This is a genomic window from Bradyrhizobium ivorense (assembly GCF_900696085.1).
GTDB classification, from domain to species: Bacteria; Pseudomonadota; Alphaproteobacteria; order Rhizobiales; family Xanthobacteraceae; genus Bradyrhizobium; species Bradyrhizobium ivorense.
The window spans coordinates 92,773-111,791 of record NZ_CAADFC020000012.1 but is presented as its reverse complement, the minus strand read 5'-3'; the positions used below and the strand labels follow the sequence as shown (position 1 = coordinate 111,791).

Below are 19,019 nucleotides of genomic sequence, written 5' to 3'. Positions count from 1 at the left end.
CGTGGCGTGACGTGGCTGCGCCCGCACAGTCGCGTTCCGCTATTGTGGCCGGGCAAGCCTCGCGCGGCGCCACGGCCGATGGCGGCCGGACTGCTGCGTCGCGGAAGAGGGCGCGGCCGGCACTGGAGGCGGGCCTGAAGCGGGCGAATTTCGGCGACGGGCCGGGCCTGCCGACCCTGCTGCTGCTGCCGCAATTCCTGATTCTGCTGTTCTTCTTCTTCATCCCCTCGCTGCGGGCGCTGACGCAGTCGGTGCTGCTGTCCGATCCCTTTGGCACGACGGTCCAGTTCGTCTGGCTCGACAATTTCAAGGCGTTGTTCGCCAATGGCGAGTACCGCCAGTCGATGTGGGTGACACTGCAGTTCACGGTCGGACAGAACGTGCTGACATTGCTGGTCGCCCTGGTGCTCGCCTTCGCCACCGACCACATCGTCCGCGGCCGTTCGGTCTACCGCACCATCATTCTCCTGCCCTATGCGATTGCGCCCGCGATCGCCGGCATTCTCTGGGCCTTTCTGTTCAACCCGGCGGTCGGGCCGCTTGCCCAGATGCTGCACGCGCTCGGAATTGGCTGGGATCCGAACCTCAATCCGAACCACGCGCTGATTCTAGTGGTGCTGACCGCCTCGTGGAAGCATATCTGCTACGATTACATTTTCCTGGTGGTGGGCTTGCTCGCCGTGCCGGTCTCGCTGATCGAGGCGGCGGCGGTCGACGGTGCCGGCCCGATCCGGCGCTTCGTCTCGATCGGCCTGCCGATGCTGGGGCCGACCGTGTTCTTCCTCGCCGTGATGAATTTCATCTACGGCTTCTTCGAGACGTTTGCGATCATCGACGCCGTCACCAGGGGAGGACCCGCCGGCGCCACCAACATTCTTGTCTACAAGGTCTATGTCGACGGTTTCGTCAATCTCGACCTCGGCTCCTCCGCCGCACAGTCGGTGCTGTTGATGAGCTTCGCGCTGCTCTGCACGCTGCTGCAGTTCCGCTATTTCGACCGCAAGGTCAATTACGGAGTTTGAGATGGTCGAGCGCGCACCTGTTCTCAACTTCTTCTGCCATGCCATTCTGATCGCGGGCGCGCTGATCGTGTGCGTGCCGCTCTATTTCGCCTTTGTCGCCGGTTCGCTCACGATCGGCGACGTGCAGAAGGTGCCGTTGTCATGGCTTCCGGGCGATCAGTTCTTCGCCAATTTGCAGGCGGCCTGGGCGAAAGCGAATTTCAGCCGCACCTTTGTCAATTCGGTCGTCGTGGCGTTCGGCATCACCGCCGGCAAGATCGTGGTATCCTTGCTCTCGGCCTTCGCCATCACCTATTTCCGCTTCCGCTACCGGATGCTGGCATTCTGGCTGATCTTCGTCTCGCTGATGCTGCCGATCGAGGTCCGGATCGTGCCGACCTTCGAGGCGGTCGCCAACGCAGCGCTGCCGTTGCAATGGGTTGTTGATGCGCTGCATGTTGCCGATCTCTGGAGCTGGATCAGCGGCCACGAGATCACGATCGCGCTCGAATGGAATATGGTCAACACCTATCCCGGCTTGATCCTGCCGCTGATGGCCTCGGCGACAGCGACTTTCCTGTTTCGCCAATTCTTCCTGACCGTGCCAGACGAGCTCTGCGAGGCGGCGCGGCTCGACGGCGCCTCGCCGCTGCGCTTCTTCTGGAGCATCCTGCTGCCGCTGTCGGTGCCGAACATGGTGGCGCTGGCGATCATCCTGTTCCTGTTCGGCTGGAATCAATATCTTTGGCCGTTGCTGTTCACGACCGACAAGGACATGGCGACTGCGGTCATTGCCCTGAAGAGCCTGATTCCCCGCTCGGACAGTGAACCAGCCTGGAACGTCGCCATGAGCGGCGCGCTGCTGACCATGTTGCCGCCGACCTTGGTGATTCTGCTGTTGCAGCGCTGGTTCCTGAAGGGGCTCGTCGACAGCAGCAAGTAAGGAGAAGCAAATGGTCTTCATTGCCGGACACCGCGGCGCTCGCGACCTTTGGGCCGAGAACAGCCTGCTGGGCTTCCGGAACCTATGCGGCCTTGGCGCCGACGCAGTCGAGTTTGACGTGCACCAGAGCTCGGACGGCGGGATCGTCGTGATCCACGATCCCTTGCTTGACCGCACCACTCATGATGCCGGGCCGGTCGGCGAGCGCAGCCTGAACCGGCTGACCTCGACGCGACTGCGCGATGCCGGTGATGAGTGCATTCCGACGCTATCGTCGGTGCTCGACGTGTTCGACTCGACCGCGCTCGAGCTGCATATCGAGATCAAGACCGATGCACTGGGCAACGCCTATCAGGGACTCGAGGCGAAGCTGATCGAGGAGATCAGGCGGCGCGACCTGGAGCGACGGGCGATCATCACCTGTTTTGTCCCCGAGGTAATCGAAACGGTGCGGCGCATGTCGCCGCATGCACGGGTGCTGGTGTCGCTCGATCGTCGCTCGGCGGAAATGATGGGCGGGTTCAGGCCGGCGCTGGAGCGGCTCGCCAAGATTCGCGACTGCATCGTGGCGATCGAAAAGTCGCTGCTGGCGCCGGCGCTGCCACTGGCGCTCGGCATCCTCGGTACGGCGCGGCTCGGCGCCTGGGTCACCAACACGCCGGAAGACATCAACTATTGGTTGGCCCAGCCGGTGCGGCAGATCACGACCGACCGGCCCGATCGCGCTGTCGACATCAGGCGCAAGCGCGCGGCAGTCCCGGCAGCGACATGACCGCAGGGATTTCGCGACGGCGTTTGTTGACGGGATCACTAGCGAGTGCCGCGCTCGCCGCGCCCTTCGGCGTCGTGCGCGGAGCGCCCGTTCGTTTCAGCGCCGATCCCTACACGCTCGGCATCGCCTCCGGCTGCCCGCGCGCGGACAGTGTGATCTTATGGACGCGCCTAGCGCCGCGGCCGCTCGAAGACGGCGGCATGCCTGATGCGCCGGTCGAGGTGGAATGGCAGATTGCCGAGGACGAGAAGTTTGCACGTGTCGTGGCGCGCGGTACTGAGCACGTGACGGCCGATCTAGCGCATTCCGTGCATGCCGAGGCGAGGGGGCTGCAGCCCGATCGCATCTACTGGTACCGCTTCCGCGCGGGTACCGCCGTGAGCCCGGTCGGGCGCACGCGGACCGCGCCGGCCGGACACAAGGCGCGCGTCCGCTTCGCCTTCGCCTCCTGCCAGCAATATGAGCAAGGCTTTTTCAGCGCCTATCGCGACATGGCCACGCGCGATCTCGATCTGGTCGTGCATCTCGGTGACTACATCTACGAGCGATCCTGGGGATCGCGCCATGTGCGCCAGCACGGTGTCGGGGTTCCGACGACGCTCGCCGAGTACCGGAACCGCTACGCGCTCTATAAGGGCGATACCGATCTGCAAGCCGCGCACGCCGCCTTTCCATGGCTGTCGATCTGGGACGATCACGAGGTCACCGACGATTACGCCAATGACCGGTCCTACACGGTGCGGGACCCCGGCCAGTTCCTGAAGATTCGGGCCGCCGCCTACCAGGCCTACTACGAACACATGCCGCTGCCGCTGTCGGCGCGGCCGCGCGGGCCGGATGCGACGATCTACGAGCATTACAGGTTCGGTGACGTGATGGATGTTCTGCTGCTCGATGACCGGCAGTATCGTTCGGCCTCGGCATGCGTGAATGGCGGGCGGCCGACCTGGATCGTTCCATGCGCGGAGCGGACCGAGGAGGCGCGGACCATGCTGGGTCGCGCACAGGAAAACTGGTTCGACGAGCGCCTCGGCAACTGCCACGCGCCCTGGACGATCGTCGCGCAGCAGACCCTGATGGCGCAGGATCGGCGCGGCGCCGCCGACGACGACCACTACTGGATGGACGGCTGGGACGGCTATCCCAGCGCGCGCCGGCGGCTGCTCGATGCTTTCGCCGCGCACCGGACGCGCAATCCGGTCGTGATCGGCGGCGACCGCCACGCCTTCTTTGCCGGCAGCCTGAAGCGCGATTTCACGAAGCCGGACGAGCCCGCCATCGCGACGGAATTCGTGGGCACGTCGATTACGTCGGATGGTCCGGGCGAGGCCGCGACGCGCAAAGCGATTGCCGACAATCCGCATCTGACGTTCGCCCGCGGCGACAAGCGTGGCTTCGCCACTGTCGAGCTCGATGCGAAGACCTGTACCGTCGGGTTCGAGGCCGTCGACAACGTGAAGGAGATCGATAGCGGTGTGCGGCGGTTGGCGACTTTTGTTGTCGAGGACGGGGTACGAGGACCGAAGGTGATCTAGTATGAGCTTCTGACTGTGCTCCAGGAGATTGCGCTTTGAGTGACCAGGTTAGCTTGCGGATTGCGTGGCTTTATTACATGGAAAATTTGACCCAGGCCGAGATTGGCGAGCGGCTCGGGCTGACGCGGGCGCGCGTCAATCGTATGCTGTCGGAGGCCCGCAACAGCGGCATCGTCAGCATCCGGCTAAATTCGGAATTTGCGAGTTGCACCGAGCTGGAGCACCAACTGCGCGAACGGTGCGGGTTGGACGACGCGGTGGTGATCCCGAGCCCGGAAAACCCTGAACTGGTCGCAAGCCTGATCGGTATGGCGGCCGGAGCCTACCTGTCGAAATTTCTGGAAGAGAAGCGACCACGCACGGTCGGCATCGGCTGGGGTGCGACCCTGCGTGAAACGATCCGTCACGTCACGCCGGCGGAGTACCCGGAGCTCTGGGTTGTTTCGATGATGGGAGGCCTCTCGCGCGGCCTCGAGCTCAACACGTTCGAGATCGCGGGCGAATTGGCGCGCAGGCTACATGCCAAATGCAGCTATCTGGCCGCCCCGATCTACGCCAGCAACAGGCGCTCGCGCGACACGTTCATGGCGCAGGAAGTCTACGCGGAGGTTCTGGAGCTGGTCGGTCGGCTCGATCTCGCGCTACTGAGCCTGGGCGATCTCTCGCCGCGCTCTCTGTTGGTGCGGCACGGTTTGCCGCCGGATGTCGCCATCGACGATCTGCGTGCGGCCGGGGCGGTCGGCGACGTGCTGGGGCAGTATCTCGATCAATCAGGCCGTCAGATCAATCACGGCATCAATTCGCGCGCGATCGCCTTGCCGATCGAAAAGCTCGCGAAGACACCGACGGTGATGCTGATTGCCGGAGGCACCAACAAGGCGCCTGTGATCGCAGCGGCGCTGCAGGGCCGGATCGGCAAGGTGCTGGTTACGGACGAGAAGGCTGCTGCCGGAGCGCTCAAGCTGATCGGCAAGCGGCAATGAGCCCGTTTCCGGGGCGCGACCGCGTGAACGCGATCGTCGTCGATGCCGGAGCGCCGTCAGAACATTTGTAAATTAAAAGATACATATGTATATTGGTCGTGTCGCTGCAGGGTGACGCCGAAAACATGCAGGAAGCGGAACTTTGAACATGCGCGCAGCGGTTCTCCACGATGTTCGCGATATTCGCGTCACTGAAATCCCGACACCGACCCCGGCGGCGGACGAGGTCGTCGTGCGGGTCAAGGCCGTGGGCGTGTGCGGCAGCGATCTGCATTCGTATCTGGAAGGCGGCACGACCGGTCCCACTCGCATCAATCCGTTCGTGCTTGGCCACGAGTTCTCCGGCACCCTGACGCCGGAGAGCGCACGACGGGCGGGATTGCCGGCAGATGCATTGATGGCGGTGGACCCCGCCATTTCCTGCGGCCGTTGCGAATGGTGTCATCGCGGCCACACCAATCTGTGCCCGAACGTGCGATTTCTCGGCTACGCTCCGAACAATGGCGCGATGGCCGAGTTCATCTGTGTGCCGACGTCTGCCGTGCACATCGTGCCGGACAGCATCGACCCTGCCGCAGCCGCCATCCTGGAAACACTCGGAGTCGCGATCCATGCCATGGACCTCGCACGTCCGCGGCTGATGGAGACGGTCGCGGTGCTTGGCTGCGGTCCGGTGGGATTGCTGCTGATTCAATTGGCGCGATTGGCCGGCGCCAGCAAGATCATCGCGATCGATCCGGTCAAGGCACGCACGGAGCTGGCCTGCGATCTCGGGGCCGACGTTGGCTGCGGCAGCCACGAAGATGTTGCCGCCTGCACTGACGGACGCGGAGCCGATCTCGTCGTCGAGGCGAGCGACTCTTCACACGGCTTCGAGCATGCCGCACGCAGCGCCCGCATCGGCGGCCGCCTCGTCATCGTCGGAATCCCGGAGAACAATCAATATGCGCTAAGCGGCGCAGAATCCCGCCGCAAAGGCCTGTCGATCAAATTCTCCCGCCGCATGCCCGAGGTCTATCCACGGGCAATCGCGTTGGCGGAAAGCGGTCGCGTCAAGCTCGCGCCGCTTGCAACGCACCGATTCTCACTCGAACAAACACCCGCGGCGTTCGAGCAGCAGGTCGCGCGTCGTGACGGGATCATCAAAGCGGTGATCTACCCGTAGGTGAGCAAATGCCGTTGGCTGAGCAACGAGCCATGACCAGAAAGGAGATCCACAAGCTGCGAATTTGATCCGTCGTCTCTCCCGTGAATTTGGTTCGCTTGCGAGTTTAACGAATGGCTAAAGCGCTTATCTTCGATTTCGATGGCGTGGTCGCAGACAGCGAGGTCTTGGCCAACACCGTTCTTGCCGAAATAGTGACCGAATTGGGCGTACCGACGACAGTCGAGGACTCTTATCGCTGCTATCTGGGCAAACGATTTGGCGAAATCATCACCGAAATCGAGAAAACGGTCGGTCGAACACTGCCTCCAACGTTCGCTGCGCAATTTCAGGCGAGGACTTTGGTCAGCTTCAGGCGGGCACTCGTGCCGATTGCCGGTATGCGGGAGTTCATTGCGAAATTCAGTCACGTGCACGGTGGGAGCAGGAGAATCTACTCGAGGCCGTGCAGCAGCGCCTTGATGCAAACCCAGAAGCGATGAGCCAGCGTCGAGAGACAGTCGAGCATCCGTTCGGCACGATGAAGGCCCGCATCGGAGCGACGCACTTCCTGACCAAAACGCTTCCAAAAGTAGCTACCGAGATGGCTCTCTCGGTTCTGGCCTATAATCTGACACGGGTCATGAACATAGTCGGGATCAGGCCGCTTATCGTCGCGTTCGTGGCCTGAGATTCGCTAGGTTCTGGCTGCCAGGCTGGACATCCCTAAGGGCCGTTTTTACACGGCCAAGACCCATAGCGGACTTGGGACCCGGATAGACTCGCAACTCAGAAATGGTTCGTTTGGGCCAACTCGGGTATGTTGGCTGCCTAGAAGATAGCCACGGAGAAAGAGACATGAGCGAAGAAGGTGCTCATCAGGCTTACGCTACTCCCATTGCTGCTTCCCTTGCTGAGTTCACCGAAAAGCTGATCGCACGACGAGGCGTGGAGCAAGCCAACGTCCTATTTGGAGGCCAAATCGGTCCAGCTACAGAGGCGTTGAGCGCGAGGACGAACTCCATTGGTGTCGGCGATGTAGCACCTGACTTTTCGTTGCCAACGGCGGAAAGGCGGACATGGAATCTGGCCGAACATCTTGCCCAGGGCAAATTCTCTTCTCTGGTTGTGGTTTTCTATCGTGGTACCTGGTGCGGTTACTGCAACATCTACCTCCGTGGGCTACTAGCAATTCTATCGCCGCTGTCCGACGCCAACGCTGCCCTGATCGCCGTGTCGCCAGAGGCCGCCCCGGAATCCATTGACAATGCCGGCGTCGGGTCGACCTTTCCGGTCCTGATCGATCAGGGCGGGAAAGTTGCCGAGCAGTTCGGTCTTACCTTTGAAATGAATGACGCCGCGAAAAGCATTTTGAAAAGTTCCGGCTTCGATATCGACAAACGAAATGCTGACGGCAGGTGGACTCTTCCCGTACCTGGGACATTCGTGATCGACCGTTCTGGCCATATTGCCTATGCCCACGTCGATGCAGACTATCGCAATCGGCCTGAACCGCAGGAGATCGTCACGATATGTCGGTCACTGCGGCGCTAGCCAGTATCGCATCGAAGTGGGACAGAGTGATCGGGTGAGGCGGTCGGAATAAAGTTGGCCACTTCTGGCCCAAAACCGCCGACCACCGATTGACCACCGAAACCCCGTGGACAGACAGAGATAACGGTGGTCAATCGTGAGCAAGCGTCATTGATTTTGTTGGTAGCGGGCGATGACAGCTGTGGATGGGATACAGCTTCGCGTCCGCAGCACGGCCGGCCTGCGCGCTGCTCGTCGGGTTACTTTGTCGCACGCCGCGCTGCCGCCTGCGCGCAGCCCGCTGCCGAGCTCCGTCATATTTTGCAACATCTCTTTACATCGCCGCCTCATCGCGACGCTCGATCTTGGGTAGTGTCGGTTCGATCTGTGAATCGGAGAGATTGGCATTATGTCGTGGAAATTCGTCCGGCGGTGCATTGCGGTGTGTTGGGCGCTGATCAGCGCGAACCCGTTGCATGCGGCGCCAAACCTGGACGGCCTCGCGGGCGCGTGGTCCGGCGCCGGCTCGATGAAGCCCAAGGACGGCGCCTGGGAGAAGGTCCGCTGCAAGGTCGCCTACGGCGTCACCAAGCCGGGCAGGGCGTTCAGCCTGGATCTCAGATGCGCCAGCGATGCCTACAAGATGGCGCTGTCGGCAAATATCGAGCAGAACGGCGCGCAGCTCTCGGGCAACTGGTTCGAGAGCGAGTACCGGCAGGGCGGCAAGATCTCCGGGACCGCCACCGACGACGGGCTGATCGAGGCGCGCATTGAAGGCCAGACCGTTGCCGCGCTGGTCACGATCCGAACCCGGGGCAACCACCAGTCGTTCGTGATGGACGCGCCCGGCTCATGGCTCTCGCAGGTCGCGATCGAGCTGAACAAGGAGACGCGCTGAAGCTCCGCGCTCGGGGCTTGCTCAGGACGCGGCGGTCTCGGGCGGTGCGGTCAGCGGGCGCCAGGCGGTGAGCGCGGCGGTTGCGATCAGCTCGAGCTGCTGCCGGCTGGCACCGTCGCGGGCCTGGATCGACATGCCCTGCTGCACCGTCACATAGTATTTGGCGATCGCATCGAGGTCGGCTGCGGGTGATATTTCGCCGCGCGCGACGCCCTGGCGCAGCCGTTCGCGCAGCTCCGTCACCGTTTGCGCGCGCAGCTTCACCAGTTCGCGGCGCACGGTTTCGGAATGCTCGTTCGGATGCAGCGCCGATAGCACCACGAGGCAGCCGGCCGGACGCGAGCGGCGCGTGAATACGCGCGCGGTCTGCATCAAGAAGGTTTCGACGGCTTCGTAAGCGGTTTGCGCTTGCCTCACCGCGCCCCAGATCAGTCCGCCTTCGCTCGCTGCGTAAAAGTCGATGGCCCGACGGAACAGGTCCTCCTTGCTGCCGAAGGCGGCGTAGAGGCTGGGCGAGGCGATGCCCATCGCCGAAGTGAGGTCGGCCATCGAGGCGCCCTCATAGCCCTTCTGCCAGAACACCTCCATCGCGCGCGCCAGCGCGGCGTCCTTGTCAAAGCTTCGCGGGCGGCCACGCTCGGCCATTGGCTCCTGCCATTTCTGTGCCGCTCACTAAATAATTCACTTGACCTTCCGGCGCAACCGTTCTTATTTCTGTGTCGATCGTTACAGATATAACCAGGGAGTTCCCCATGACCCAGTCGTTGCAAGGAAAGCGCGCCCTCGTCACCGGCGGCAGCCGCGGCATTGGCGCGGCGATCGCGAGGCGCCTCGCCGCCGAGGGCGCCGACGTCGCCATCACCTATGAACGTTCCGCCGATCGCGCTGAGGGCGTCGCGGATCAAATCAAGCAGCAGGGCCGCCGTGCGCTGGCCCTCAAGGCCGACAGCGGCGATGCCGCCGCCGTGCGCGGCGCGGTGAACGCGGCAGCCAAGGCGTTCGGCGGTCTCGACATCCTCGTCAACAATGCCGGCATCTTCCGCGGCGGCGGGCCGATCGAGAACCTGACGCTGGAGGACATCGACGCCACGCTGGCGGTGAACGTGCGCGCGGTGGTGGTCGCCTCGCAGGCGGCGGCTGCGCATATGGGCGAGGGCGGCCGCATCATCAATATCGGCAGCAACCTCGCAACCCGGGTGCCGGATGCCGGCATGAGCCTCTATTCGATGAGCAAGTCGGCGCTGATCGCATGGACGCAGGGCCTGGCGCGCGATCTCGGCGGCCGCGGCATCACCGTCAACATCGTGCATCCCGGCTCGACCAACACCGACATGAACCCGGTTGACGGCCCGGGCGCGGAAGCACAGCGCGCGCGGATGGCGATCAAGCGCTACGGCAAGTCGGACGACGTGGCGGCGCTGGTCGCCTTCGTCGCCGGCCCCGAGGCCGGCTCGGTCAACGGCGCGGGGCTGACCATCGACGGCGGTGCCAACGCTTGACGTTGCAGTCGAGCATCGCCGCAAGCGCGCTGTCGCTCGCGCTCGCCGCACTGGCAGCCGCGACCGCGGTCATCGTCGCCACCGAGTTCATCGTGGTCGGCCTGCTGCCGGTGCTGGCGCGTGACCTCGCCATCTCGCCGGCGGTCGCCGGCCATCTGGTCGGCGCGTTTGCGCTGTCGGCCTCGCTGCTCGGGCCGCCGCTGACCATTGCCGCCGCCGCGATCGCGCCGCGCACCATCCTGACCGCAACGCTCGGCCTCTACGCCGCGACCGATCTCGCCGCGGTGCTGTGGCCGGATTATTCGGTGATGCTGGCGATGCGGATCGTGCAGGGCGCCGCGCTGCCGGTCTTCGTCAGCGTCGGCGCGGCGGCGGTCACGGCGCTGGCGCCGCCGGCGCGCAGAGGCCGCGTGCTCGCGCTCGCCAATACCGGCTTCGCCGTCGGCATCGTGGCGGCGCTGCCGGCCGGCGTGGCGCTTGCCGAGCGCGGCCAGTGGACGCCGTCCTTTGTCGCGCTCGCCGCGGTCTCGCTCGCCGCAGCCGTGCTGCTGCTGGCGGTGTTTCCGGAGCGCAGGCCGGAGGCGCCGCGCGCCTCCGCCGCCGCAACGCTGCTGCGCGCGCCGGCGTTCCAGCTGCAGCTCGCGCTTTCGGTCGCGGTTTTCGTCGCGATGTTTTCCGCCTACACCTACATCTCGCTCTGGCTTGCCGAGGTCGCCGGCCTCGACACCGGCGGCATCGCGCTGGCGCTGGTCGGCTTCGGCGCGGCGGGCGTGCTCGGCAACACTGCGGCGGCATGGATCGCCGATCGCGGACCGCTGCGCGCCACCGCGGTTGCGGTCACGGCGCTGGTGCTCGCGGTGCTGGGCCTGTCGCTGGCCGCGACGCCGGTGCTGCGCGTCGTGCTGTTCGTGGCGTGGGGCATCTTCCATACCGCCTGCGTCGCGCTGTGCCAGGTGCGGGTCAGTTTTGCCGGCCGCGATGCGCCTGCGTTCGCTATGGCGATGAACATCTCGGCGGCCAATCTCGGCATTGCGCTCGGCGCGGTCGCCGGCGGCTGGGCGGTGGAGCGCTGGGGCGTTAGCGCGATCGGCTGGCCGGGTCTTGCGATGCTGCCGCTGCTGCTCGGCCTTGCGCTGGCGATCCGCACGATCGGCTCGCGGCGCTCTTTTGGTTGAAGCAGCTCGCCGCGGTCTCGGTTCACCTCTCCCCACCGGGGAGAGGTCGGCGCGAAGCGCCGGGTGAGGGTCCTTGCGCTCTCGATAGACCGTACTCCCTCACCCGATTTGCTGCGCAAATCGACCTCTCCCAAGGGAGAGGTGAACCTTCGACGCCGTTCCAGCTCAACCTCATCTCATCATGCTCTGGTAGTGCCTTACTCGCCCGGCACGAGGGTCGCGACCGGCGGCCGGGCGAGGCGGCGGTGCCGGCGGCGGGACAGATAGAGCAGGAGGCCGGTGACCGTGAACAGCGGCATCAGCGCCGCGGCCAGCATGAAGACGAGCTTGCCCGGCCATCCGAGGATGGCGCCGCGGTGGATATCGAGCACACTGGCGAGCACGCGCTCGCCGAATGTCTTGTCGGCGTAGATGTCGGCCGAGGCGAGGCGGCCGGTCACGGCGTCGATGCGGAACTCGTCGCGTGCGGTGTCGAGCGAGGAGCCGCGCGGCCATGAGCGGACGCGCACCACCGTGCCGGTGCCGGCGGGGAGCGTCAGCAGCGCCCTGCCGTAGCGGTCGCCCTGCTGTTCGAGGAACGTCGACCAGACCCGGTCGAAGCCGAGCGGTTTTGCCTCGGCACTTGCGTCTGCCTTGGCGGCATCGGCCGCGCGTCGGGGCGCTTTCGACGGCATCGTCGCGGCGGTGGCCGAAGGACGCGCGAGCAGCCAGCTGGCGCCGGCCTTGTACCATTCATAGGAATAGGTCAGGCCGGTCAGCGCGGTCACCAGATAGACCGGCAGCACCCAGGTGCCGATCACGGCATGCAGCGAGCGGTGCAGGCCGCGGCCGCGCAGCGATAGATTCGGCTTCAGCCAAGTCCTGACGCTGCGGGCGCGGTGCGGCCAGCGCAGCACGAGGCCTGAGATCAGCATCACGATCAGGCAGATCGCCGCTGCGCCGGTGATCTTGCGGCCATAGCCGTTGCCGTCGCCGGGCAGCAGCAGCCAGCGGTGCACCTTGCGCACGGTGGCGAAGAATTCCCCTCCACGCGGCGAGCCGAGCAGGTGGCCGTCATAGGGATCGACATAGACCGAGGACGGCCGCGTGCCGCCTTCGCTGCGGGCGAAGCGGATGCGCGCCGCGGCGGTCGGATCGCTCGCCATCGTCACCGCCGACACCTTGCCGAAGTCGCCGGCCGTCTGCAGCCGCGCCACCAGCTCGTCCGGCGTCAGCCGCCGCGCGGCGCTGGCATCGACGCGCATGACGTCGCGGTTCAGCGCGGCCTGGATCTCATCCTCGAACGCCATCGTCGCGCCTGATACACCGACCACGGCCCAGAGCAGCGCGAGCACAAGGCCAATGACGGAATGGACCTGCAGCAGCGCGGCCTTGATTGAGGATTTGCTCATGACGACAGGGTGGGGAGGCGCACCGGAACCAGCGGGACTTGTTGCGATCGCCGCCTATTCAACAGCGCGCCGGACCCTACCCAAGCGCGCGTGGCGATGCCACCGCGCTAGTTTGGAATCGATCCAGCCTGCTGTTGGAGGACCGGCGCTCCATCCACGTCATTGCGAACGAAGCGACTTGTCCGCCGAAGCCTTGGCGAAGGCGGAAGCAATCCATCGCACCGCATGCGCGGAGGGATGGATTGCGTCGTCGCTACCGCTCCTCGCAATGACGGGGAGACAACGGTTCACAACCCGTTGAAGTTCGGAATCGCAACGGCCCTAGAAGTTCGGAATCGTAACGACCCTACCGGCGCCGCTCAGCTCAGCTTCACCGACATCTCCATGCCGCCCTGATGCGACAGCTCTCGCAGCCGCGCAAGCACAGCCTCGGCGCGCGGATGCACAGCACGTTGCCCATGATGTCGCTCCCAAGGGGATGATCAGGCAGGTCAGCAAGCAGCCGCCGACAAACTCGAATATCCTTCGAATTTTGTCAACGGCTGATTTTCATAGCGGATTTCGCCACCTGCGCGAGCGTCCGCGGTTACCGGCATTCCCGGAACAGGATGACTTTACTTCGGGCCGAGCAGCGCACGCCGCTTGACCTCGCCCCGCCTGCGGCAAGGCTATCGCAGATGACTATCGGCCACGCCCCATAGCTCGTCATGCCCGGGCTTTGAGCGAGGGGTGCTGACGGCATTCGGAATAATGGAATAGTACCGCTGACTTGCCCGACGTGTCAAGTGTCGAACGCCGGCAGCCGCCGGCTACTTTGCATGGGGTTGTTTTTCGGCATTTTGTAAATGGGCCGCTAGAACTTCACCGTCGCCGACAGCGAGAAGCGCCGCGCGTCGCCCAGCGCCACCGTCAGGATGCTGTTGGCGGAGGGATAGTAGACGGTGTCGAACAGGTTCTTGACGTTGAACTGGTAGATCACCGGCAGCGTGTCGATCTTGGTCTCGTAGGTCGCAAACACGTCCGCCACGGTGTAGGACGGCAGCACGAAGCTGTTGGTGGCGTCGCCGGGCCGGTCGCCGACATAGCGCGCGCCGCCGCCGAGCCGGAGCCGGCCGGGCAAAGCGGTGCCGAAATCGTAGACCAGATAGAGCGAGGCGGTGTTGAGGGCGACGTTCTGCAGCTTCTTGCCGGCCAATGTCGGATCCTCGGTCACCCGCGCATCGGTGTAGCCATAGCTGCCGATCACGCTCCAATTGTCGCTCAGCCGTCCGGTGATGTCGAACTCGGCACCGCGCGAGCGCACCTTGCCGGCCGTCGTGTAGACGTTGAGGCCGGTCGCGGCATCGAGCTGGCCCACCAGCACGTTGCGCTTTTCGATGTCGTAGACCGCGACCGTGCCGGAGAGCCGCTTGTTGAAATCGAACTTCAAGCCGGTCTCGTACTGCGTGCCTTCCTCCGGCGCGATGTTGGAATCGAGCACCACGCCGCCGCCATTGGCGAGCGGCGCGATGGTCGAGTTCGGCTTCGCCGACAGGGTGTAACTCGCATAGAGCGAGACCTCGTCGGTGAGCTTGAGGATCATGCCGCCGAGCGGCAGCACCTTGTCCGCGGAGACATTGGTGTTGGTGACGAACGGCCGTCCCTTGCCGGCGATCTGGTCGTAATCCATGTAGCGCGCGCCGCCGACCAGCGCGAAGCGCTCGGTGACATGCAGCGTGTTCTGGAAGAATAGCGACCATTGGCCGAGCTTGTCGGTCTGGGCGCTGTCGGCGGCGGAAATCGTCGTGCCCGGCGTGATCAGGCCGTAGACCGGATTGTAGAAGTTGAAGTTCGGCGTCGCCTGCCGGATCAGATTGTCGCGATAGATCGTGCGATACTGGCCGTCGCCGCCGAACAGCACCTCGTTGCGCATGTTGCCGAGCCAGACATTGCCTTGCAGATACGAGGTGCCGTAGCTGGCATTGCTGAGCGAGCCCCAGGTGCCGTCATTGCTGCGCTTCTCGATGCCGGTCTTGGCGTCGACGCTGGTGATGCGCAGCTGATTGGCGCTGAACGTCTCGGTGTTGTAGCTGTAGGCGGCGAACAGCTTCCAGTTCTCGTTCAACCGGTGCTCGACCGAGGCCTGGATCAGGTCGGAGGTGCCCCACATGTTGTTGAAGGGCTCGTCGAGCCGGCGCGTCGCGGGGATCGCCAGCGGCGCGTTGTTGACGAACGCGGTGCCACGGTCGAACGGGGTGATGAATTCGCGGTGCTCGTAATTGAGCTGCACCGTGGTGTTCGGTCCATACCGCGCCAGCGACGGCGCGATCAGCATCTCGCGGTGGCGGCCGAAATTGCGCCAATAGTCCTCGCTGACGCCATAGCCGATGAAGCGATAGGCGAGGCCGTCGGTGCCGATCGGGCCGGTGATGTCGAGCGTACCGTCGGCGCCGGTCTTCGCATTGGCATAGGTCGAGCCGAGCAGGGTAACCGAGCCGTGCTGATACAGCTCGGGCCGCTTGCTGATGGTGTTGACGATGCCGCCGGGATCCATGATGCCGTAGAGCAGCGAGGCCGGGCCCTTCAGCACCTCGACGCTCTCGACCGCGGCATTGAGGCTGCGGCCCTGCACCAGCGGCATGCCGTTGCGCATGATCGAGCCGTCGCGGTTGTCGCCGAAGCCGCGGCGCATCACCGCGTCCTGGGTGCCGGCCAGCGTGTTGGCCTGGGTGACGCCGGAGACGTTGGCCAGCGCGTCGTCGAGGTTGCGCGGCAGCTGGTCCTTCAGCACCTGCTCGGGCACGACGTTGACCGATTGCGACGTGTCGAGCGGCGAGGCGCCGCTGCGCAAGGTGGTCGTATCAGGCATCGCGCGATAGCCGAGCTTGGCCTCGTTGAGCGCGGCCGCGGCCGCCGCGGCGCGTTCTGACGCAGTCGGCGGCGCCGGCTGGGCATTGCGGTTGCGCTGGCCGGCCGTCGCCGCGCGCGCTCGCTGTGCCTGGCCGGTCACTGCGGTCGCGGGCTTGCGCTTCGGCGCCGCCGCTTCCACCGTGACCGGCGGCAGCGGCACGCTCGATTGCGCGCTTGCCGACGTCACCGGACCGGAGATATCGGCGAGCAGCAATGCCGCGCCCATCAGCAGATGGGAGCGGCCCTTGTCGGCGGCATGGCGGCGGTCGCCGACAAGCCGGCCATGAGCTTTCACAGGCACTTTGGATTCTTTCGGTCACGCGGAAGGAGTAACGCCGCGCCTCTAGCAGCGCCCGCGCGCGAAAAGAACCGGAGCGGACTTGAATCCCTCTAACGCGATCGACGTTGAATCATTCTAGGGAATCGCTGCGCACGCGCAGGCATGCGCAACCGCGTCCTGTGATTGCGACGTGCCGATAGCTGGAATGTCGGCGCCGCCAAGCAACGCGCGACGCGAGTCTCAGGACATCGCGAGGCACACCGGTGCCGAGCCGACCACGCCGGTGCTGACGCCGTCGCGCGCCATCGATTCGATCGCGCTCCAGTTCTCGCGGAAGATTCGCGCTGCCTCGCCGGCGCTGGCCGCCTGGATCGTCAGGCTGCACGCGCGTCTGGTGCCATTGCTGGCGAGCTGAAAGTGAAGCACGAATCCAGACGACTGCGCGCGCACTGCGCCCGACGGTACCTGCGGCATGAAGGCTTTCCCCAAAGTGTTGTTATGCCCACCCGCCGGCAGCATTGGACCGTGATGCGGCACAGTCGTGATTCACCATGCCGCAATCGACGCCAGCGCACATTTTGTTGCGCTGTGTTGCAGGGATTCAACACTGGATGGAACCCGGCTGCCCGTCCGGACTCGCCCAAAGCGGCTACAGGTGGCGCTACGTGCGGCGGCGTCCACGCTTATCACCTTGTCCGCACGCCATCGTGAATGGGCAATTCGCTCCGCCCGTAACGGGCGAGCGCGCCCGCGCGAATACGTTGCATGAGCGCTGCAAGACCCGACAGCGGCGCCGCCACAATGAGGGAAGCAACGTCCGCATGAACCTGTCTTTCAACATCGCCGAACGCGGCGATGGCTCCTATCGCCTGCTCGCGATCCTGCGCTGGGTCATGGTCGTGATCTTCGTGTCGTTCGGCATGCAAAAATTCACGCCGCAGTCGGCGCAGGGCATCGCCCAGTTCATCAGCAACAGTCCGCTCGTGTTTTGGCTGCAGGTGTTCGGCCTGCGCGGCGAGGCCTATGTGCTCGGCGTGGTCGAGCTCGGCATTGCCGTGCTGCTCGCCGCCGGCGCGTTCAGCCCGCTGCTGTCGGCGATCGGTTCATTCATGGGTGTGGTCACCTTCGTGGTCACTTGGTCGTTCTTCTTCACGACGCCAGGCGTGGTGAAATGGAGCGTGTCGTGGGACCCGATGGCCTGGAATCTCGCCGGCGAGTTCCTGTTCAAGGACATCGTGCTGCTCTGCGTCTGCGTCGTGCTGCTGCTGGCGTCGCTGCCGCGATCGCTGGTTCCGTTGCGCACGAAATAAGGCCGCTCGCCGATGGTTAAGAGGACGTTAATCGGCTGCCCACCCGCGTGTTGCTCGAATCCAAGCGAGTTGTGCAACCATCGATTGACGAATTGTTGCTAGTAAGAAACATCCCCGGTTGGGAGTTGAATGTGACTAGCCCTGGAATATCGATGGCCGGCCCCGCAGGCGCCAATGTCGCCTGGCTTGGCCGGCAACTCCCATCCCCGGGGAATTTTCAACCATCAAGTTTGATTGTTGTTCCCGCACCGTGGCTGGTGAGTGGGGAGGGCGGTCGCGTTCGCCGTTGCGGTTCTGCTCGCCGCAACGGCATCGCGCCGCCCCTTCCACGTGGGGATGACGCGCGCAATCGTGAGTTTTGGTGAATGGACCGGGGCGGTAAACTCTAGAAGTGGTCGCCTCTCGAATCGCTCGCCAATCCCGCTGGCGCGCCGTCGCGGATATCGTTCTGAACCTCGCCTTCATGCAACCATGGCCCCTCGTCCGGCCCGCGGCCGTCGCGCTTGCGATGCTTGTTGGCATGCTTGCAGGCGTCCGCGCGGATTCCGACATGGATGCGCAGATCAGGGACATCGTCACGACCGAGCTCGCGCCGACCGCGACCGCCGCTGATCCGGGCGGGCTCGCGGCCGCGGTCTATGCCGGCGGCCGGGTCACATTCTTCAACTACGGCTTTGCCGATGCGGCCAGCAAGCGTCCGATCACCCCGGACACGCTGTTCAATCTCGCCTCGCTGCGCAAGGTGTTCGAGGCGACGCTGGTCGCGCTCGGCAGCGCGCGCGGCGAGCTGCGGCTCGACGATCCCGTCGGCAAATATCTGCCGGAGCTGCATGGCGACTATATCAGCCGCGTCAGCATCGGCGAGCTCGTCACGCACACGTCGGGACTGCTGCTGCCGACCGATCACCCGCCATGGCCGAATGAACGCTTCAGCCGCGATCAGTTCATCGCGATGCTCAATGCGTGGACGCCGCCGCCGGGCGTAGCGCCCGGCAAGCAGCGCATCTACAGCCATGCCGGCTACGTGCTGCTGCAGCTCGTGCTGGAGCGGCGCTACGAAATGCCGATCGGCGCGCTGATCGAGCGCCGCATCCTGCAGCCGCTCGGCATGACCTCGACCTTCATGCCTGAGCGGACTGAGGACAATCGCGCGGTGCTGGCGCCTGCGATCATGCAGCGCGTGGTGCAGGGCTATTCCGATCAGGGCACGCCGATCGGCCCGCCCGGCAACCAGGAGAGCTATTACGACTTTGCCGGCACCGGGCAGATGTTTTCCTCGGCGCGCGATCTCGGCATTTTCATCCGCGCCTGTCTCGACGGCGCGGTGATCGATCCCGAGCTGCGCGCGGCGCTAGCGATGACCGAGCGCGAAAGCTTTCGCATCGACGAAAAAATCGGGCAGGCGATGGCATGGGAGGATGTGCGGCTCGACGGCGTCACCATCGTCGACAAGCCGGGCGGCCTCAACAACGCCTCGGCCTATATCGGACTGGTGCCGGCGCGCCGGTTCGGCATCGTGCTGCTCGCCAACCGCGGCGAATATCCGCACGAGATCGCGCGCTACAGGATTCTGCCTGCAATCGCGCGACTTTACCCGCCGCCGATGCCAATCCGATGACATTGCTGCGCAATCCGGAGGCGGGGAATGCAAAAATTGCAATAGCGC

General features: G+C 64.7%; 17 protein-coding genes and 1 pseudogene. 14 read left to right on the top strand and 4 right to left on the bottom strand.

Going from position 1 to position 19,019, the window contains the following annotated elements:
* Positions 1 to 122: 122 nt before the first annotated feature.
* The 10 genes and pseudogenes from CI41S_RS17150 to CI41S_RS17110 all read left to right on the top strand — a co-directional run bounded on the left by CI41S_RS17150 (position 123) and on the right by CI41S_RS17110 (position 8,809).
* Positions 123 to 1,022 carry an ABC transporter permease subunit gene (locus tag CI41S_RS17150; protein ID WP_244626576.1) on the top strand — a complete coding sequence of 300 codons (900 nt, stop codon included), beginning with the start codon at positions 123 to 125 and terminating at the stop codon, positions 1,020 to 1,022.
* Position 1,023: 1 nt separating this feature from the next.
* The gene (locus tag CI41S_RS17145; protein ID WP_139860692.1) at positions 1,024 to 1,944 is read left to right on the top strand and encodes an ABC transporter permease subunit; all 921 of its coding nucleotides are present in this window, start codon (positions 1,024 to 1,026) and stop codon (positions 1,942 to 1,944) included.
* Positions 1,945 to 1,954: 10 nt separating this feature from the next.
* Positions 1,955 to 2,716 (top strand): glycerophosphodiester phosphodiesterase family protein, encoded by a 762-nt coding sequence (locus CI41S_RS17140; RefSeq protein ID WP_139860687.1) that lies wholly within the window; start codon positions 1,955 to 1,957, stop codon positions 2,714 to 2,716.
* Positions 2,713 to 4,251 carry an alkaline phosphatase D family protein gene (locus CI41S_RS17135; protein WP_139860833.1) on the top strand — a complete coding sequence of 513 codons (1,539 nt, stop codon included), beginning with the start codon at positions 2,713 to 2,715 and terminating at the stop codon, positions 4,249 to 4,251. The genes CI41S_RS17140 and CI41S_RS17135 overlap by 4 nt, the downstream gene beginning before the upstream one ends.
* Before the next feature lie 77 nt (positions 4,252 to 4,328).
* Positions 4,329 to 5,234, top strand: a complete 906-nt coding sequence (locus tag CI41S_RS17130) for a sugar-binding transcriptional regulator (RefSeq protein WP_139860832.1) — start codon at positions 4,329 to 4,331, stop codon at positions 5,232 to 5,234.
* Between the two features lie 148 nt (positions 5,235 to 5,382).
* Complete coding sequence (locus tag CI41S_RS17125; RefSeq protein WP_139860685.1) at positions 5,383 to 6,399, top strand: zinc-dependent alcohol dehydrogenase; 1,017 nt, start codon at positions 5,383 to 5,385, stop codon at positions 6,397 to 6,399.
* A 113-nt stretch (positions 6,400 to 6,512) separates the two neighbouring features.
* Positions 6,513 to 6,881, top strand: coding sequence for an HAD hydrolase-like protein (locus tag CI41S_RS44455; RefSeq protein ID WP_244626568.1), 369 nt, complete (start codon positions 6,513 to 6,515; stop codon positions 6,879 to 6,881).
* Positions 6,815 to 7,069, top strand: a pseudogene (locus CI41S_RS44450) (transposase); the annotation flags it as partial. The gene CI41S_RS44455 and the pseudogene CI41S_RS44450, both read left to right, overlap by 67 nt.
* A gap of 167 nt (positions 7,070 to 7,236) precedes the next feature.
* Entirely contained in the window at positions 7,237 to 7,932 is a 696-nt protein-coding gene (locus CI41S_RS17115) for a peroxiredoxin-like family protein (protein ID WP_172627214.1), read from the top strand.
* A 388-nt stretch (positions 7,933 to 8,320) separates the two neighbouring features.
* A complete protein-coding gene (locus CI41S_RS17110) occupies positions 8,321 to 8,809 on the top strand; it encodes a hypothetical protein (protein WP_139860676.1) in 489 nt (162 codons plus the stop codon).
* 21 nt (positions 8,810 to 8,830) lie between these two features.
* On the opposite strand, the gene CI41S_RS17105 is transcribed toward CI41S_RS17110, so the two are convergent.
* Positions 8,831 to 9,454 (bottom strand): TetR/AcrR family transcriptional regulator, encoded by a 624-nt coding sequence (locus tag CI41S_RS17105; protein ID WP_139860672.1) that lies wholly within the window; start codon positions 9,452 to 9,454, stop codon positions 8,831 to 8,833.
* 107 nt (positions 9,455 to 9,561) lie between these two features.
* Between CI41S_RS17105 and CI41S_RS17100 the strand changes: the two genes are divergently transcribed.
* Both CI41S_RS17100 and CI41S_RS17095 read left to right on the top strand, forming a co-directional pair.
* The gene (locus CI41S_RS17100) at positions 9,562 to 10,308 is read left to right on the top strand and encodes an SDR family NAD(P)-dependent oxidoreductase (RefSeq protein ID WP_139860669.1); all 747 of its coding nucleotides are present in this window, start codon (positions 9,562 to 9,564) and stop codon (positions 10,306 to 10,308) included.
* Complete coding sequence (locus CI41S_RS17095; RefSeq protein WP_139860666.1) at positions 10,305 to 11,483, top strand: MFS transporter; 1,179 nt, start codon at positions 10,305 to 10,307, stop codon at positions 11,481 to 11,483. Before CI41S_RS17100 ends, CI41S_RS17095 begins: the two co-directional genes overlap by 4 nt.
* Before the next feature lie 197 nt (positions 11,484 to 11,680).
* Here CI41S_RS17095 and CI41S_RS17090 read toward each other — a convergent pair whose 3' ends face one another.
* The 3 genes from CI41S_RS17090 to CI41S_RS43525 form a co-directional block, all read right to left on the bottom strand.
* Complete coding sequence (locus CI41S_RS17090) at positions 11,681 to 12,874, bottom strand: PepSY-associated TM helix domain-containing protein (protein WP_139860663.1); 1,194 nt, start codon at positions 12,872 to 12,874, stop codon at positions 11,681 to 11,683.
* Between the two features lie 853 nt (positions 12,875 to 13,727).
* Positions 13,728 to 15,989, bottom strand: coding sequence for a TonB-dependent siderophore receptor (locus CI41S_RS17085; RefSeq protein ID WP_172628088.1), 2,262 nt, complete (start codon positions 15,987 to 15,989; stop codon positions 13,728 to 13,730).
* Between the two features lie 294 nt (positions 15,990 to 16,283).
* Entirely contained in the window at positions 16,284 to 16,517 is a 234-nt protein-coding gene (locus tag CI41S_RS43525; RefSeq protein ID WP_172627215.1) for a hypothetical protein, read from the bottom strand.
* Between the two features lie 347 nt (positions 16,518 to 16,864).
* Between CI41S_RS43525 and CI41S_RS17075 the strand changes: the two genes are divergently transcribed.
* Both CI41S_RS17075 and CI41S_RS17070 read left to right on the top strand, forming a co-directional pair.
* On the top strand, positions 16,865 to 17,353 hold the full coding sequence (locus CI41S_RS17075; RefSeq protein ID WP_139487349.1) for a DUF417 family protein: 489 nt from the start codon (positions 16,865 to 16,867) through the stop codon (positions 17,351 to 17,353).
* Between the two features lie 520 nt (positions 17,354 to 17,873).
* Complete coding sequence (locus CI41S_RS17070) at positions 17,874 to 18,971, top strand: serine hydrolase (RefSeq protein ID WP_244622558.1); 1,098 nt, start codon at positions 17,874 to 17,876, stop codon at positions 18,969 to 18,971.
* Positions 18,972 to 19,019: the final 48 nt, after the last annotated feature.

Bases quoted from the DNA above. Each gene is read 5' to 3' on its own strand.
- CI41S_RS17145 (WP_139860692.1), top strand. From the start codon at position 1,024: ATGGTCGAGCGCGCACCTGTTCTCAACTTCTTCTGCCATGCCATTCTG.
- CI41S_RS17140 (WP_139860687.1), top strand. From the start codon at position 1,955: ATGGTCTTCATTGCCGGACACCGCGGCGCTCGCGACCTTTGGGCCGAG.
- CI41S_RS17135 (WP_139860833.1), top strand. From the start codon at position 2,713: ATGACCGCAGGGATTTCGCGACGGCGTTTGTTGACGGGATCACTAGCG.
- CI41S_RS17130 (WP_139860832.1), top strand. From the start codon at position 4,329: ATGGAAAATTTGACCCAGGCCGAGATTGGCGAGCGGCTCGGGCTGACG.
- CI41S_RS17125 (WP_139860685.1), top strand. From the start codon at position 5,383: ATGCGCGCAGCGGTTCTCCACGATGTTCGCGATATTCGCGTCACTGAA.
- CI41S_RS44455 (WP_244626568.1), top strand. From the start codon at position 6,513: ATGGCTAAAGCGCTTATCTTCGATTTCGATGGCGTGGTCGCAGACAGC.
- CI41S_RS17115 (WP_172627214.1), top strand. From the start codon at position 7,237: ATGAGCGAAGAAGGTGCTCATCAGGCTTACGCTACTCCCATTGCTGCT.
- CI41S_RS17110 (WP_139860676.1), top strand. From the start codon at position 8,321: ATGTCGTGGAAATTCGTCCGGCGGTGCATTGCGGTGTGTTGGGCGCTG.
- CI41S_RS17105 (WP_139860672.1), bottom strand. From the start codon at position 9,454: ATGGCCGAGCGTGGCCGCCCGCGAAGCTTTGACAAGGACGCCGCGCTG.
- CI41S_RS17100 (WP_139860669.1), top strand. From the start codon at position 9,562: ATGACCCAGTCGTTGCAAGGAAAGCGCGCCCTCGTCACCGGCGGCAGC.
- CI41S_RS17090 (WP_139860663.1), bottom strand. From the start codon at position 12,874: ATGAGCAAATCCTCAATCAAGGCCGCGCTGCTGCAGGTCCATTCCGTC.
- CI41S_RS17085 (WP_172628088.1), bottom strand. From the start codon at position 15,989: ATGGGCGCGGCATTGCTGCTCGCCGATATCTCCGGTCCGGTGACGTCG.
- CI41S_RS43525 (WP_172627215.1), bottom strand. From the start codon at position 16,517: ATGCCGCAGGTACCGTCGGGCGCAGTGCGCGCGCAGTCGTCTGGATTC.
- CI41S_RS17075 (WP_139487349.1), top strand. From the start codon at position 16,865: ATGAACCTGTCTTTCAACATCGCCGAACGCGGCGATGGCTCCTATCGC.
- CI41S_RS17070 (WP_244622558.1), top strand. From the start codon at position 17,874: ATGCTTGCAGGCGTCCGCGCGGATTCCGACATGGATGCGCAGATCAGG.